The 16,187-nt window shown below is 73.2% G+C and carries 10 protein-coding genes; 8 read left to right on the top strand and 2 right to left on the bottom strand.

Annotation, left to right across the window (positions count from 1 at the left end; translation table 11 throughout):
- Positions 1-70 precede the first annotated feature (70 nt).
- From ACGF3I_RS30170 to ACGF3I_RS30150, 5 genes are all read left to right on the top strand, one after another.
- Positions 71-2,275, top strand: coding sequence for an MMPL family transporter (locus tag ACGF3I_RS30170; RefSeq protein ID WP_393137521.1), 2,205 nt, complete (start codon positions 71-73; stop codon positions 2,273-2,275).
- A 29-nt stretch (positions 2,276-2,304) separates the two neighbouring features.
- Entirely contained in the window at positions 2,305-2,865 is a 561-nt protein-coding gene (locus tag ACGF3I_RS30165; protein WP_393137519.1) for a GNAT family N-acetyltransferase, read from the top strand.
- A gap of 112 nt (positions 2,866-2,977) precedes the next feature.
- Complete coding sequence (locus tag ACGF3I_RS30160; protein ID WP_393137517.1) at positions 2,978-3,607, top strand: hypothetical protein; 630 nt, start codon at positions 2,978-2,980, stop codon at positions 3,605-3,607.
- Positions 3,608-3,821: 214 nt separating this feature from the next.
- Positions 3,822-3,998 carry a hypothetical protein gene (locus ACGF3I_RS30155; protein WP_393137515.1) on the top strand — a complete coding sequence of 59 codons (177 nt, stop codon included), beginning with the start codon at positions 3,822-3,824 and terminating at the stop codon, positions 3,996-3,998.
- Between the two features lie 183 nt (positions 3,999-4,181).
- Positions 4,182-7,226, top strand: a complete 3,045-nt coding sequence (locus ACGF3I_RS30150) for an AAA family ATPase (RefSeq protein ID WP_393137513.1) — start codon at positions 4,182-4,184, stop codon at positions 7,224-7,226.
- 223 nt (positions 7,227-7,449) lie between these two features.
- On the opposite strand, the gene ACGF3I_RS30145 is transcribed toward ACGF3I_RS30150, so the two are convergent.
- The gene (locus tag ACGF3I_RS30145; RefSeq protein ID WP_393137511.1) at positions 7,450-8,604 is read right to left on the bottom strand and encodes a PQQ-dependent sugar dehydrogenase; all 1,155 of its coding nucleotides are present in this window, start codon (positions 8,602-8,604) and stop codon (positions 7,450-7,452) included.
- Positions 8,605-8,766: 162 nt separating this feature from the next.
- Entirely contained in the window at positions 8,767-9,780 is a 1,014-nt protein-coding gene (locus ACGF3I_RS30140) for an aldo/keto reductase (protein ID WP_393137508.1), read from the bottom strand.
- Positions 9,781-9,854: 74 nt separating this feature from the next.
- On the opposite strand from ACGF3I_RS30140, the gene ACGF3I_RS30135 reads away from it, so the two are divergent.
- From ACGF3I_RS30135 to ACGF3I_RS30125, 3 genes are all read left to right on the top strand, one after another.
- Entirely contained in the window at positions 9,855-10,796 is a 942-nt protein-coding gene (locus ACGF3I_RS30135) for a 2-hydroxyacid dehydrogenase (protein ID WP_393137506.1), read from the top strand.
- Between the two features lie 394 nt (positions 10,797-11,190).
- The gene (locus ACGF3I_RS30130; RefSeq protein ID WP_393137504.1) at positions 11,191-14,070 is read left to right on the top strand and encodes a putative bifunctional diguanylate cyclase/phosphodiesterase; all 2,880 of its coding nucleotides are present in this window, start codon (positions 11,191-11,193) and stop codon (positions 14,068-14,070) included.
- 226 nt (positions 14,071-14,296) lie between these two features.
- Complete coding sequence (locus tag ACGF3I_RS30125) at positions 14,297-16,165, top strand: acetolactate synthase large subunit (protein ID WP_393137502.1); 1,869 nt, start codon at positions 14,297-14,299, stop codon at positions 16,163-16,165.
- Positions 16,166-16,187 lie beyond the last annotated feature (22 nt).

The following is a 16,187-nucleotide window of genomic DNA, read 5'->3' as shown; positions in this document are numbered from 1 at the left end:
ATCCTGCGCACCGCCGTTCTTTGCGGGCTGTTCCCGGTCAAAGAGCCAAAGATCAACCGGGAGCACTCCGTTGGCCGCCCTCGCGCGCTGGTGTCTGAGGCACCGCCTCGTCGTCGTACTGCTGTGGCTCCTCGCGCTCGGTGCCACCACCACGGCGGCGGCCGTCGCCGGTTCCGCGTACTCCAACGACTACGAGGTCCCCGGCACCGAGTCCGGCCGTGCGGGCGCCCTGCTCGACGCGGGGTTCCACGGGCGGGGCGGCGACAGCGACGCGATCGTCTGGCACACCCCGTCGGGCTCGGTGCGCGACGACGGCGTCCGGCGGACGATGCGGGGCGTCCTCGCGCAGGTCGCCGGGCTGCCCGGCGTCGCCTCCGTGAGCGGCCCCTACGGACCGGGCGACGGCGGGCGGATCAGCGCCGACGGCCGCACCGCGTACGCGACGGTCACCTTCGACCGGCAGGCCGACGACCTTCCCGCAGGTCAGGCCCGAGCCGTCGTCACCACCGCGAGGGCCGCCGCGTCCAGCTCCCTCGACGTCGAGCTCGGCGGGCCCGCCACCGGGCTCACCGAGGCGCCGTCGGCGCGGCTGAGCGAGGTCGTGGGCGTGGTCGTCGCGGCCGTCGTACTGCTGCTCGCCTTCGGCTCGTTCGCCGCGAGCCTGCTGCCCATCGCCACCGCCCTGACCGGTGTCGGCACCGCGTACGCGGGCATCACGCTGCTCGGCCACCTCATGACCGTCGCCGACTTCGCCCCCATGCTCGGAACCCTCATCGGGCTCGGTGTCGGCATCGACTACGCCCTGTTCATCGTGACCCGGCACCGGCGGGGACTGCGCCGCGGCCTCGGTGTGGAGGAGGCGGCGAGGACCGCCGTCGCGACCACCGGGCGGGCCGTCGTGTTCGCCGGGGCGACGGTGTGCGTCGCGCTGCTCGGCATGCTCGTCCTGCGGCTCGGCTTCCTGAACGGCGTGGCCGTCGCCGCCTCCCTCACCGTCCTGCTGACCGTCGCCGCCTCCGTCACGCTGCTGCCCGCGCTGCTCTCGTTCATCGGGATGCGGGCGCTCGGCCGGCGCGAGCGGCGCGTGCTCGCCACCCACGGTCCGCGGCCCGAACCGCCCGCCGGGTTCGCCGCCCGCTGGGCCGCGTTCGTGGAGCGCCGCCCCAAGCTGCTCGGCGCCGTCGCCGCACTCGTGATGCTGGTCCTCGCGCTGCCCGCGCTCTCCCTCCACCTCGGCACCTCCGACCAGGGCAACAACCCCGCGCAGAGCACCACGCGCAAGGCCTACGACCTCCTCGCGGACGGATTCGGGCCCGGGGTGAACGGGCCGCTCACCCTGGTCGCCGAACTCCAGGGCCCCGGCGACCGACTCGCCCTGCAGCGGCTGCCCGACGTGCTGCGCGCCACCGGCGGGGTCGCCCGGGTGAGCCCCGTGACGTACAACGGCAGCGGCGACACCGCCGTCCTGACGCTCGTGCCCGGCTCGGCGCCGCAGTCACGAGCCACCAGCGAACTCGTGGACCGGCTGCGGAGCGACGTGCTGCCGGCCGCCGAACGCGGCAGCTCGCTGCGGGTGCACGTCGGCGGGGTGACCGCGAGCTACGACGACTTCGCGGAGGTCGTCGTCGGCAAACTCCCCCTGTTCGTCGGCGTGGTGATCGCTCTGGGCTGCGCCCTGCTGCTCGTCGCCTTCCGCTCGATCGGGATCCCGGTCAAGGCGGCCGTGATGAACGTGGCGGCGGTGGCCTCCGCCTTCGGCATCGTCGTCGCCGTCTTCCAATGGGGCTGGGGGAGCGAATCCATGGGCCTGGGGCGGGCCGGGCCGATCGAGCCGTTCCTGCCCGTGATCATGGTGTCGGTGCTCTTCGGGCTGTCCATGGACTACCAGGTCTTCCTGGTCAGCCGCATGTACGAGGAGTGGCTCGAAACGCGCGACAACCGGCGGGCCGTGCGGATCGGGCTCGCCGAGACCAGCCGGGTGATCAACTCCGCTGCCGTGATCATGATCGCGGTCTTCCTCGCGTTCGTGCTCAGCGGGGACCGGGTGATCGCCATGTTCGGCATCGCGCTCGCCGCAGCCGTCGCCCTCGACGCGTTCGTGCTGCGCACCCTGCTCGTGCCGGCCCTGATGCACCTGCTCGGCGGCGCCAACTGGTGGCTGCCCCACTGGCTCGATCGGCGGCTGCCCCGGATCAGCATCGAGCCCCCGGAATGCCGCCGTGCGAAGATTCCGGAGCAGCCGGCGGCCGGACGGGCCGGGCGGCTCGTGCCGTAGAGGGCACGCGTACGCGACCGAGGAGCGGGATGTTCGCAGTAGCGCTGGGTGACGACGGGGCGCGGCTGCGCCCCCTGGAGCCGTGGCAGGCCGAGGAGTTCCTCGCCCACATGGACCGGGGACGCGACTTCATCGGCACCTATGTGGCGCTGCCCGACATCGTGACCGATCCCGCCTCCGCCCGCGCCTACCTCCAGACCTACGCCGACAAGACCGCGGCGGACACCGGGCGTCTGTACGGCATCTGGCTGGACGACACCCTGGTCGGAGGGGTCATGTTCCGGCTCTTCGACGCGGCGCAGGGCACCTGCGAGGTCGGCTGCTGGCTGGAGCGGGCGGCGATCGGACGCGGCCTGGTCACCCGGGCCGTCACCGTGCTGATCGACTGGGCCGTGGACGTACGCGGCCTGCACCGCGTGGAGTGGGTGGCCTCCAGCGAGAACACCCCCAGCATCAACGTGGCCAAGCGCCTCGGCATGACCAGGGAGGGGGTGCGCCGCGAGAGCTACCTCTACCGCGGGGCGCGCCACGACAGCGAGATCTGGGCGGTGCTCGCCGACGAGTGGCGGGCCGCGCGCACCGCACGCTGACGGTACGGGCGGGGCGTTGCCGACGGTACGGGAGAGACGTTGCCGACGGTACGGGCGGGGCGTTAAGGAAGCTCTCAGCGGGCTCTCAGAAACGGCCCCTAGCGTGCCGGGCATGAACGCCACCCCCGCCACGACGAAGACCGACGCCGAGCCCGAGACCGATGCCCGGGCCGAGACCGACGCGCAGCCCGAGGCCGGGACCGGGACCGGGAGCCGGTCCGTGACGGACGCCGCTACCGCACCCGCCGCCGAAGCCGCGGACACCACCGGGGCCCCCGAGGGCGGCGCCACCGACCCCGCCCTCGACGAGGACGAACCGGATGCCGAGGCCGCCCCCGCCCGGGCGGGCTTCGGCGCGGGCGCCGCGGCCGTCGTCTCCGGCGCGCTCGGCGCGGTCGCGCTCAGCGGCACCTGGATGGGCAAGACGCTGTCCGAACGGGCCACCCTCGTCGGACAGATCAAGACCTCGCAGAGCGGCACCGCCGCCCAGCAGATCCAGGAGATCTACGGCAACTCCTGGCACACCACGGCCCTGGTCAACGGCGTCTTCGCACTGCTCGCCCTGATCGTCGGCGCGGTGGTGCTGGCCCGGCCCGCCTTCGGGACGCCGGGCCGGGCCGAACAGCCGGTGTGGATCAAGGCAGTTGCCCTGGCCGGTGTCGTGCTCGGCGTGGTCGGCCTGCTGATCTCGGCGGGCATGTACCTCGACCTGTTCGCGGCACTGCCCAGCACCAAGGGCTGAGGCGTCCGGGCGGGGCTCTAAGGCACCCCGCCCCCTGCCTTAGCCGGCCCCGGCCCGCCGCCGGGGCCGCCTAAGGCATCCCCTCCGTACGGATGCGGCACTCTCCCCATGCGCGAGAGGCCCCTGGGAGACGAGAGTTGAGGCATCGCAAGGAGCCCGGAAGACCGGGCCCGAGCGGACCAGAGCCCCACACCTCACTCCCAGGAGCACCGACATGCTGGACTACGAGATGCACAAGACCCACGAGGCCGAGTTGCTGCGCCAGGCCGAGCGGGAGCGCCTGGCCGGCCAGGCCCGCCGGGCCGGACGCCGCTTCGGCCGCCGTGATGGCGGCAACGGGCCGGAAGGGCGGGTGAGTTCACCGAAGCACCGGTTCGTACGGGCCGCCTGAACCGCCCGGCCGCCCGTCATGCACACCACCTCACCCGATCCCGCCACCACCCCGCCGACTCCGTCCCCGGCCCCGGCCCCGACCTCCTCCGGGACCGCCGTTTTGGCCGGGGACGGCCCGCACGGGCCCGGCACCCCGGCGGGCGAAGGACCGTACGGCTCCGCGCTGTCACACCCCTGTGCGATGCTCGGCAGCGTGGAGACCAGGTCAGTCAGCCCCGTGTTCGTAGGCCGCGCCGGTGAACTGCGGGTGCTGAACGAAGCACTAGCCCGTGCCGGCGCCGCCGACGAGCCGCAGGCGCTGCTCGTCGGCGGCGAGGCCGGCGTCGGCAAGAGCCGGCTCGTCGAGGAGTTCACCGCCGCCGCCCGCGCGTCCGGCGCCGTCATCGCCATCGGCGGCTGCGTCGAAGTGGGCGCCGACGGGCTGCCGTTCGCGCCCTTCTCGGCCGCCCTGCGCGCCCTGCACCACCTCCTGCCCGGCGAACTGGCCGCCGCCGCCGACGGCCAGGAGGAGGAGCTGGCCCTGCTCCTGCCCGAGCTGGCCAGAACGAGCCCTCTCGCCTCCCGCGAGGACGGCACCGCGCGCCTCTTCGAGCTCACCGTACGGACGCTGGAGCGGCTCGCCGCCGAGCGCACCGTCGTCCTCGTCCTGGAAGACCTGCACTGGGCGGACGCCTCGACCCGCCATCTGCTCGCCTACCTCTTCCGCACCCTGCGCCGGGGCCGCCTGGTCGTCGTCGCCACCTACCGCGCCGACGACATCCACCGCCGCCACCCGCTGCGCCCCCTGCTCGCCGAGCTGGACCGGCTGCGCAGCGTGCGGCGCATCGAACTGCCCCGCTTCACCCGGGCCGAGGTCCACCACCAGCTGACCGGCATCCTCGCCGCCGAGCCCGAACAGCGCCTGGTGGACGAGATATTCGAGCGGTCCGACGGCAACGCCTTCTTCGTCGAGGAGCTCGTGGTGTGCCGCGACCCCGACGGCAGCTGCCCCGACCTCAGCGACTCGCTGCGCGACCTGCTGCTCGTACGCGTCGAGAGCCTGCCCGAGGACGCCCAGCGGGTGGTGCGGATCGCCGCCGAGGGCGGCTCCACCGTGGAGTACCCGCTGCTCGCCGCCGTCGCCCGGCTCCCCGAGGACAAGCTCATCGAGGCGCTGCGGGCCGCCGTCGGAGCCAACATCCTGCTGCCCGCGGGGGGCGGCGGGGGCTACCGCTTCCGCCACTCCCTGGTCCGCGAGGCGGTCAGCGACGACCTGCTGCCCGGCGAGTGCTCACGCCTCAACCGCCGGTACGCCGAAGCCCTGGAGGCCGACCCGTCGCTGGTCAGGCCGGACGAGCGGACCACCCGGCTCGCCACCTACTGGTACCACGCCAACGACGCCGCCAAGGCGCTCCCCGTGGTGCTGCTGGCCGCCGTGGAGGCCCGCCGTCGGCACGCCTACGCGGAACAACTGCGCCTGCTCTCACGGGCGATGGAGCTGTGGGACACCGTCCCCACCGACATACGCGGGGGGCTCAGACCGCTGGACCACGCCGGCTCCTACCCGGCGTGCGGCTGCGCCCCCGAGACCCCGGCGTCGCTGCGCTACCTCGACCTGCTGGCCGAGTCCGTGGAGGCGGCCCGGCTCTGCGGCGACCGCGAGCGCGCCCTCAAGCTCGCCAGGAGGGCGCTGCGCCTCATCGAGGACGGCGGCGATCAGGCCTCCGGCAGTGATCCGCTGCGGGCCGCCTGGTTCTGGCTCCAGCGCTCCCGCCTGGTGCAGAACCTCGGGCGCGGCGACGGCTGGGCCGAGATCAGCACCGCCCAGGACCTGGTGCGCGGGCTCGCGCCGTCCCCCGTGCACGCCGAGGTCCTCGCCACCGCGGCCGGCTGGAGCATGCTGCACAAGCCCGGCCCCGAATCCCTCGCGGCGGCCGAACAGGCCGTGGAATACGCCCGGTTGGTGCAGACCGAGGACATCGAGCTGAACGTGCGGCTCACCCTCGGCAGCCTCATGGTCGACTCCGGCGCCGTCGACGAGGGCATCGTCACCATGCGCGCGGTCATCGACCGCTCCCTCGAACTCGGCCTGGTCGGCGAGGCCACCCGCGGCCATGTGAACCTCTGCTCGGGGCTCGAAGCCGTCGGCCGCTCCACGGAGGCGGTGCGCGTCGCCGACGACGGGGTGCGCCTGGCCCAGAAGTACGGCCTTCCCGACAACGAGGCCTGGGTGCAGGCCAACCGCGCCGAGTCCCTGTTCGCCCTCGGCCGCTGGGAGGAGGCCGCCGATTCCATCGAGCGGGTCCAGCGCACCGCGGTCAGCACCAAGCCGCTCGGCAACGCCCTGATGCGCCGGGCCGATCTCGCGCTGTTGCGGGGCGAGTTGGAGCCGGCGGCGGCCTCCCTCGCCGACGCCCACGCGGCGTTCGGCACGTACGACCCGATGGCCCAGCACGCCATTCCGCTCGCCCGGATCGCGCTCGGCGTCGAAGCCGCGCGGGGCCACATCGACCGCGCCCGCGCCGAGCTGGCCCGCGCTGTCGAGCCCGGTTTTCCGCCCGGCACCCAGCGCTACGCCTGGCCGCTGCTCGCCGCGGCCGCCGCGATGGAGGCCGATGTGCGCGGGCTGCCCTCGGCCGAGCCCGGCCGCGCCGAAGCCGTCGCGCTGATCCGCACGGCGGCCAAGCGCCTGCCGACCGGAGCCCCCACCTGCGAGGCCCTCGCCCTGGTGGTCGCCGCCGAACTGGAGCGCGCCGAGGGCCGCGACGAGGCGGCCCGCTGGGAGGCGGCCGTCCAGGCCCTGAGCGAGGTGGAACGCCCCTACGAGCTGGCCCTGGCCTGCCACCGCTGGGCCTCGGCGCTGCTCGCCGAGGGCGGCGACCGCGAGACCGTCGCCACACTGCTGCGCCAGGCCTACGCCGAGACCGGCCGGCTCGGCGCCCGTCCCCTGCGCGAGCAACTGGAACTCCTGGCCCGCCGGGCCCGTCTCTCGCCCACCGCACCTGACCCGGTCGCCACCGATGCCCCGGCGGACCCCGCCGAGGCGCTCGGCCTCACCAGCCGCGAACGCGACGTACTGCGGCTGGTCGCGGCCGGCCTCAGCAACCGCAAAATAGCCGAGGAGCTGTACATCTCACCCAAGACGGCAAGCGTCCACGTCTCCAACATCCTGGCCAAACTGGGCGTGGCGGGCCGAGGAGAAGCAGCGGCCCTGACCCACCGCCTGAACCTGTTCCCCACCAACTGAGGGACGACGGGCGAGAGTTGACCTTACGGACGGCCATGCCCACGGGGGGTTGAGGGGCGCGGGGAACGGCGTGAGAAGCGCCCGCGACGGACGGACGACAGGGGGTTGGGGGCGCGGGGAACGGCGCGAGTAGCGCCCACGGCGGGCAGCCGACAGGGGGGTTGGGGGCGCGGGGAACTGCGCAACAAGGCCCCGCGCACAACGGCCCCGAGCCCAGCCCGCATCACGTGACGGCGAGCTCCAGCACGCGATCGTCCCCCGGCTTGGGCACCCCCCGGGAATCCGTGTTGTCAGTGAGCACCCACAGCTTCCCCGCCCCCGCCCCCAGCACCGTACGCAACCGCCCGAACTCCCCACCCAGAAACCCCTCCGGCGCCCCCAGCGGAGCAGCCCCGTCCAGCGGGATCCGCCACAGCCGTTCGCCCCGCAGCGCGGCCATCCACACCGAACCGCCCGCGATAGCGATCCCGCTGGGCGAGGCCTCGGAGGTCTTCCACTGGGCGACCGGATCCACGTACCCGGCCTTGCCGGCCCGGCCCTCCACCGCGGGCCAGCCGTAGTTCCCGCCCGGCTCGATCAGGTTGAGCTCGTCCCAGGTGTCCTGGCCGAACTCGGAGGCCCAGAGCCGGTTCTGGGCGTCCCAGGCCAGGCCCTGTACGTTGCGGTGCCCGAGGGAGTACACCAGCGAGTCCGCCTCCGGATTGCCGTACGCGGGCTGTCCGTCGGGCGTCATCCGCAGGATCTTCCCGCCGAGCGACTTCCTGTCCTGCGCGAGCCCGGTCTGCCCCGTCTCGCCGGTGCCGGCGTACAGCATCCGGTCGGGACCGAACGCGATCCGGCCCCCGTTGTGGATGCTGCCCTTGGGGATGCCGCGCAGAATCGTGTCCGGCGCACCGAGCTGCTGGCCCTCGGGCCGCTGCGGATCGTAGATCATCCGGGCGATGCGGTTGTCGGACTCGGTGGTGAAGTACGCGTACACGAGGTGGTCCGAGGCGTACGAAGGCGAGAGGGCGAGGCCGAGGAGTCCCGCCTCGCCCTGGTGGGCGACCCCGGGCACGCTGCCCACGGCGGTCTTCTTGCCGGTCGTCGTGTCGACGCGGACGACGGAGCCGTCGTCACGGGAGCCGATGAGGAGCCCGCCCTCGGGCAGGGCCGCCATGCCCCACGGCGACGTGAGGCCGTCGGTCACGGTCCGCACGACCTTCACCGAGCCCTTGACGGGCGGGAGTTGGGCCGCGGGCGCGGACGCCGAGGGCGCCCGGCTGCCGGCGGCGGAGCCGGCGCCCTGTCCCTGCGGCCGCGCGGGTCCCGAGGAGCAGCCGGCCGCGAGCACGAGCGCGGCTGCGGCCAGAGCGGTTGCCGCGGTGGTTCGTCGCACGGTTCGGGCTCCCTTCGGGTGGGTCGATGAGCCGGGTCCATTCTGCGGCCTGCGCGGCGTCCCGAGCGGGTCCAACTCGGCCCGGGGGCACGGTTCGTGGCCCGCAGCCCGGCCCGGCCCGGTCCACCCGCCCCGACCCGCGCCCGGCCGCGAAGCCCGCGCTCAGTCCCGGGCCGGCGGCAGTGCGGCCAGTTCCGCGAGGTCCCGCGGGGTCAGGGCCAGGCCGGCCGCGGCGGCGTTCTCGCGGACCCACTCCGGCCGCTTGGCGCCCGGCACCGGCACCACCTGCTCGCCGAGGCGCAGCAGCCAGGCGAGGGCCACCTGGCCCGGCGTCGCGCCGTGCCGCTCGGCCACCCGGCGCAGGCCCACCACCACGGGCTGGTTGGCCGCCATCATCTCCGCCGTGAACCGGGGGTGGCGGGCCCGGATGTCGTCCGGCTCGAAGCCCTGGCCCGGCGTGAGCGTGCCCGTGAGGAACCCGTTGCCCAGCGGCATCGCGGCCAGCAGGCCCACGGCCCGGGCCCGGCACCAGGGCAGCAGCGTCCGCAGCGCCTCGCGCGACCACAGCGAGAGTTCGGCCTGCACGGCGGCGACCGGGAACACCTGCTGGACGCGGTCGAGCAGCCGCACCGTCTCCTCGTACCGCTCCACGTCGAGGCCGTGCACCCCGGCCGGCTGCGCGGTCCTGCGCACCGCCCTGGCCCCCATGGCGCTGAGCCCCAGCGCCCGCACCTTGCCCGCGGTGACGAGGTCGGCCATCGCCCCCCAGGTCTCCTCGACGGGGACCTCGGGGTCGGCGCGGTGCAGCAGATAGAGGTCGATGACGTCGGTGCCCAGGCGTCGCAGCGACGCGTCGCAGGCCCTGCGCACGTAGCCGGGGCGCCCGTTGGCGACGACGTGCTGGTCGACGCCGACGAGCAGCCCGCACTTGGTCGCGACGAACGCCTCGTCCCGCCGCTCCTTGAGCACCCGCCCGATCAGCAGCTCGTTGGTGAACGGGCCGTACATGTCGGCGGTGTCCAGCAGGTTCGCGCCGGTGTCCAGAGCGGCGTGCACGGCCCGCAGGGAGCGTTCCAGGTCCTGCTGCGAGCGGGTGTAGCCCCAGCTCATCGGCATGCAGCCGAGTCCTATCGCACCCGCCCGCAGGGCCCCCGCCCCGATTGTCCTGCGCTCCACCTGGCCGGATCCCTCCCTCGTCGCTCCCCAAACTAACCTCTGGCCCCCGCGGCCCTTCGCATAGCCTCCTGACCATGACTGCCGACGTGTGGATCCCCTTCGACCCGGCCGACGTCCCGGGTCTGCCCGCCTCGCTCGACTACCGGTTCTGGGACGGCGGTCCGGACTTTCCGGCCGACCCCGCCGACTGCGCGTTCTACGTCGTCCCGTACATGAAGCCGTCCGAGACCGCGGTGCGCCCGCTGGCCGGCATGACGGGCGTCCGGGTCGTGCAGACCCTGACCGCGGGCATCGACCACGTGCAGCCCGGGCTCGGTCTGCTGCCGCCGGGCGTACGGCTGTGCAACGCCCGCGGGGTCCACGAGGCGTCCACCGCGGAGCTGACGCTCGCCCTGGTCCTCGCCTCGCTGCGCGGGATCCCGGGGTTCGTACAGGGCCAGGAGCGCCAGGAGTGGCGGGCGGGCTTCTACCCGGCGCTCGCCGACAAGTCGGTCCTGATCGTGGGGTACGGATCGATCGGCGCCGCCATCGAGGACCGGCTCGTGCCCTTCGAGTGCGCGCGGGTGGCGCGCGTCGCGCGCTCCTGGCGCACCACGGAGCGCGGTGAAGTGCGCGCGTGGACCGATCTGCCCGCGCTGCTTCCCGAGGCGGACGTCGTCATCGTCTGCACGCCGCTCACCGAGCAGACGAAAGGCCTGGTGGACGCCGCGTTCCTGGCCCGCCTCAAGGACGGGGCGCTCCTGGTGAACGTCGCGCGCGGGCCCGTCGTGGACACCAAGGCCCTGCTCACCGAACTGGAGTCGGGACGCCTGCGCGCGGCGCTGGACGTCACGGACCCGGAACCGTTGCCGGTGGGGCATCCGTTGTGGCATGCGCCGAATGTCCTCATCAGCCCGCATGTGGGCGGTTCGAGCTCCGCCTTCCTGCCCCGCGCCAAGCGGCTCCTCGCCGCTCAGCTGACCCGCTTCGCGGCCCAACAGCCGCTCGCCAACGTGGTTCTGACGACGGATCAGTAACGCTCCGGAGTGGTTCGGGTGCGCCGGGTGCCCTCGCGGTTGCGGGCTGTCACTGAGCGTATAAGGACTATGTCCCTGAGTGACGAGACTGGTGTATCGTCCCGACCGGGGGGCCGGCGCCGTGCGTCTACGGCGCGGGGGAGCGATCACTGCGAGGGGGGCGACGGGCGATGCACGGCCAATGGACGAACGATCCGACGCGGTGGAGCCGGCGGCGGCAGCCCCGCGGCGCGCATCGCGCGACGATGCACCGCGGTGGCGTGGCGACCACCGGGGCGATAAGTGGAACAACGACGAACGGCGCCCGTCGGCACGGCCCGCGGGCCGTCGATCGGGGCCACCTGCCCCGGCCGGGCGCGATCGTGTGGCGGGCCCGGTGGCGCGGAGCGGTCCGGTGAGCGCCCCGGGTGCGGTCCTGACCAGGCCCCCCCTGACCGGAAGTGGCGGGACCGGCATGGTTTCCCAACTCGTGCTCGCAGTCGTCTGGGCCGGATATGCCACCGGCGCATTCTTCGGCTGGGGATCCCAGCGACTGGCCCAGATCATGGGCGACTTCGGGCTCTCCGTCGCCGCCCTGATCGCCGCGGTCTCCTGCTTCCGCTACGCGCGCGGCGGTGCGACCGGCAGCGAGAGCAGTTTCCGTCCCGCCTGGCTGCTGTTCTCCTTCTCCTCCGCCATGGCCGCCTGCGGCAACGGCGTCTGGGGCTGGTACGAGGTGGTGCTCGGGCGCGGAGTGCCCCCCACCCCGTCCTTCGCGGACTTCTTCTTCCTGTGCTTCGCGCCGCCCGCCATCGTGGGCCTGCTGGTCCTCGCCAAGCGCCCCGTCACCAAGGCGGGCTGGGTCTGTCTGGCGCTCGACTCCTGGCTCATCGGCGGCTCGCTGCTCACCCTGTCCTGGAGCCTCGCGCTGGCCCGCACGGCCCGCGAGGGCGAGCAGGAGGGCCTCGCCAACGCCACCCTCACGCTCGCCTATCCGCTCCTCGACATCGTCCTCGTGAGCATGGTCCTCGCACTGCACTTCCGGCGCTCGTCGGCCAACCGGTCGGCGGTGAACACCGCCATCGCGGCGCTGGCCCTCACCGTCCTGTGCGACGCCCTGTTCACCTCGCCGCTGCTGCGCGAGCACTACCACTCCGGGCGCCTCCTCGACGCGGGCTGGTTCGCCGGCTCCCTGCTGCTCGCCTACGCCCCGTGGGGGGCCCGCAGGCTCTCCGCGCCGCCGCCGCGCAGGCCCGCCGTCGCGCCGCGGGGCGCCGCCCGGCCGGCGGGCGGCGGGCCCCGCCCGCAGCCGGTGCCGGCCACCCGGCCGCTCGCCAGCTCGCTGGCCGCGCTCACGCCGTACCTGGCGGCGGCCGTCTGCACCCTCGGCATCCTCTACAGCGTCATCGAGGGCCACCGGGTCGACCGCATGGTCGTGTTCACCGGCTGCACGGTGGTGCTCGCCCTGGTGATCCGCCAGGGCATCATGCTGCTCGACAACATCGCGCTCACCCATGAACTGGCCCAGAAGGAGAACCACTTCCGGTCCCTGGTGCAGGGTTCGAGCGACGTCATCATGATCGCCGCGCCCACCGGCATACTGCGCTACGTCAGCCCGGCCGCGGCCGGCGTCTACGGGCGGGACGCCGAGGAGCTGGTCGGCTCCGAACTGGCCTCGCTCATCCATCCCGAGGACCTGGGCCGGGTGGTGCACGAGGTGCGCCGGTTTCTGGCGGCGCCGCCCGCCGAGGAGCCCACGACGCGGATCGAGTGCCGCTTCAAGTCGGGGACCGGCGAGTGGCTCAATGTGGAGTCCACCGTCAACCGCCACCAGGGCGGGCTGATCCTCAACAGCCGCGACGTGACCGAACGGGTGCGCCTGCAGGCCCAGTTGGAGCACAACGCCGAACACGACCCGCTCACCGACCTGCCCAACCGCGCCCTGTTCACCAAGCGGGTGCGCAAGGCGCTCGGCGGCCGTCGCGTCACCGACCCCGGCACCGCCGTGCTCTTCATCGACCTCGACGGCTTCAAGCAGGTCAACGACACCATCGGTCACCAGGCCGGGGACGAACTCCTCATCCAGGCCGCCCGCAGGCTCCACGAATCGGTGCGGGCCGGCGACACCGCGGCCCGGCTCGGCGGCGACGAGTTCGCCGCCCTGATCCTCGGCGACGGCACCCGCGACCCGGCGGCCCGCGAGTACCACGTCCGCGAGATCGCCGACCGGCTGCGCCTGACCCTGTCCCAGCCGTACCTGATCGACGGCAACGATGTCCGGGTCGCCGCCTCCATCGGCGTCGCCTTCGCCGAGCCGGGCATCGGCGCGGGCGAACTGCTGCGCAACGCCGACCTGGCGATGTACCGGGCGAAGAAGGGCGGCAAGAACCGGGTCGAGCTGTACGCACCGCAGATGCAGGCCGAGGTGGTGCGCAAGTCGGAGCTCGCCGCCCGGCTGCGCACCGCGCTCAACGACGGCGAGTTCGCGGTGCTGCACCAGCCGGTCGTCGACCTGGCCACCGGTGAGGTCGCCGCGGTCGCCGCGCAGGCCAGGTGGAGGTCGGCCCAGGGCATCCTGTTCACGCCGGCCGAGTTCCTCCGGGCGGCCGACGAGAGCGAGCGGGCCGCCGAGCTCGGCCGCTGGCTGCTCGAAGAGGCGGTGGTCCTGGCGGCCGAACGGATGCGGGCCGGCCATGTCGTGCCCGTCTCCGTGCGCCTGTCGGCCCGCAGGCTGCTCGACAGGTCGATGCCGCTCGGCTCCCTGGAGGCGCTGCTCGTGCGGCACGGGCTGCCCTCCGGCGCACTGATCATCGAGCTCGCGGACAGCGACCCGAGGATCTCCTTCGACGAGCTGGAACGGCGCCTGGTGGGGCTGCGCAGGCTCGGCGTGCGGATCGCGCTCGACGGCTTCGGCAGCGGCTACGCGGCGATCAACGCGCTGCGCCGGCTCCCCATCGACCTGCTGAAACTGGACCGGGGCCTGGTCGAGGGCGTCGTGGAGTCGGCCCGGCTGCACAAGATCACCGCCGGTCTGCTCCGGATCGCCGGCGACCTCGGCATGCAGTCCGTCGCCGACGGGGTGGACGTGCCGGAGCAGGTCCTGGCCCTGCGCGCCATGGGGTGCACGCACGGCCAGGGCATGGCGTTCTCCGGAGCGCTGGACGAGTACCGGCTGCGCCGCGCCCTGCTGCGGGGCGAATATCCGGTGCCGGGCGGGGTCGCGCTGCCCGTGCTCAGTGGCGGAAGCCGTCCGCTGCTCGGCTCACATAATGAGACGCCCGTCCCACCTACTTGACACCACCTGCGCGCCGGGGGGAGGGTCAATGCCATGCGCACCCGAATTCTCGTACTTGGAAAGCGCGTCGGCTGAAGCGGAGCCCCACGAGGCTCCGCAGACCCCACCCGACGCGCTCCCCTCGCCTGCCTCACGGCACGAGGGGTTTTTTGTTGCACTGGCACCCCTCAAGCACCACCGCGATCTCGACTAAACCACCGCAAAAACCCTCAGCTTCGAGAAGAGAATGCCGATGACCGAGCAGGCCACCGGGGCCCACCATCCGCAGCCGCGGCCCCGTAACGGCGGACACCAGTCCGCGACCGTTGAGCACGTCACGGGCGCGAAGTCCCTCATCCGCTCTCTCGAGGAAGTCGGGGCGGAGGTCGTGTTCGGGATCCCCGGCGGCGCCATCCTCCCGGCGTACGACCCGATGATGGACTCCACCCGGGTCCGTCACGTCCTGGTCCGCCACGAGCAGGGCGCGGGCCACGCCGCCACCGGATACGCGCAGGCCACCGGCAAGGTCGGGGTGTGCATGGCGACCTCGGGGCCCGGCGCCACCAACCTGGTCACCCCGATCGCCGACGCCCACATGGACTCGGTGCCGCTGGTCGCCATCACCGGCCAGGTCTCCTCCAAGGCGATCGGCACGGACGCCTTCCAGGAGGCGGACATCGTCGGCATCACGATGCCGATCACCAAGCACAACTTCCTGGTCACCAAGGCCGAGGACATCCCGCGCACCATCGCCGAGGCCTTCCACATCGCCTCCACCGGCCGCCCGGGCCCGGTCCTGGTGGACATCGCCAAGGACGCCCTCCAGGCGCAGACCACCTTCGCCTGGCCGCCGGCCACCGACCTGCCGGGCTACCGCCCGGTCACCAAGCCGCACGCCAAGCAGATCCGCGAGGCCGCCAAGCTGATCGTGGCGGCCAAGCGCCCGGTCCTGTACGTCGGCGGCGGCGTCCTGAAGGCCGGCGCCACCGCCGAGCTGAAGGTCCTCGCGGAGCTGACCGGAGCGCCCGTCACCACCACCCTGATGGCGCTCGGCGCCTTCCCCGACAGCCACCCGCTGCACGTGGGGATGCCCGGCATGCACGGTGCGGTCACCGCCGTCACCGCCCTGCAGAAGTCGGACCTGCTCATCGCGCTCGGCACCCGCTTCGACGACCGCGTCACCGGCAAGCTGGACAGCTTCGCGCCGTTCGCCAAGGTCATCCACGCGGACATCGACCCGGCCGAGATCGGCAAGAACCGCGAGGTCGACGTCCCCATCGTGGGTGACGCGCGCGAGGTCATCGCCGATCTGGTCCAGGCCGTCCAGGCGGAGTACTCCGAGGGTCACACCAGCGACTACACCGCCTGGTGGAAGGACCTCAACCGCTGGCGCGAGACCTACCCGCTGGGCTACGACGAGCCGAACGACGGCACGCTGTCCCCGCAGCGCGTCATCCAGCGCATCGGCGAACTCGCGGACGCGGACACCATCTACGCGGCCGGCGTCGGCCAGCACCAGATGTGGGCCGCCCACTTCGTCAACTACGAACTGCCCTCCACCTGGCTCAACTCGGGCGGCGCCGGAACCATGGGCTACGCGGTGCCGGCCGCCATGGGCGCCAAGGCCGGTCAGCCGGACCGGATGGTCTGGGCGATCGACGGCGACGGCTGCTTCCAGATGACCAACCAGGAACTGACCACCTGCGCACTCAACAACATCCCGATCAAGGTCGCCATCATCAACAACGGCGCCCTCGGGATGGTCCGCCAGTGGCAGACCCTGTTCTACAACCAGCGCTACTCCAACACCGTCCTGCACTCCGGTCCCGGGGACGGCATCGCCGAGGAGGGCCGCCCCAGCGGCGGCACCCGCGTCCCGGACTTCGTCAAACTGTCCGAGGCGATGGGCTGTTACGCGATCCGCTGCGAGCGCCCCGAGGACCTGGACAAGGCGATCCAGGAGGCCAACTCGATCAACGACCGCCCGGTCGTGATCGACTTCATCGTCCACGAGGACGCCCAGGTGTGGCCGATGGTCGCCGCCGGCACCTCCAACGACGAGGTCATGGCCGCCCGCGGAGTCCGTCCCGACTTCGGCGACAACGAAGACGACTGAGAGCTGTAGGAAGAGGTAAGAG

It is taken from the genome of Streptomyces sp. NPDC048111, from assembly GCF_043202815.1.
In the GTDB taxonomy this organism is placed as follows: domain Bacteria; phylum Actinomycetota; class Actinomycetes; order Streptomycetales; family Streptomycetaceae; genus Streptomyces.
Note: the sequence above shows the minus strand (reverse complement) of the source record. Positions and strands in the feature narration are given on the sequence as shown.

Coding starts and splice junctions, on each gene's coding strand:
- ACGF3I_RS30125 (WP_393137502.1), top strand. CDS start 14,297: ATGCCGATGACCGAGCAGGCCACCGGGGCCCACCATCCGCAGCCGCGG.
- ACGF3I_RS30135 (WP_393137506.1), top strand. CDS start 9,855: ATGACTGCCGACGTGTGGATCCCCTTCGACCCGGCCGACGTCCCGGGT.
- ACGF3I_RS30155 (WP_393137515.1), top strand. CDS start 3,822: ATGCTGGACTACGAGATGCACAAGACCCACGAGGCCGAGTTGCTGCGC.
- ACGF3I_RS30150 (WP_393137513.1), top strand. CDS start 4,182: ATGCTCGGCAGCGTGGAGACCAGGTCAGTCAGCCCCGTGTTCGTAGGC.
- ACGF3I_RS30165 (WP_393137519.1), top strand. CDS start 2,305: ATGTTCGCAGTAGCGCTGGGTGACGACGGGGCGCGGCTGCGCCCCCTG.
- ACGF3I_RS30160 (WP_393137517.1), top strand. CDS start 2,978: ATGAACGCCACCCCCGCCACGACGAAGACCGACGCCGAGCCCGAGACC.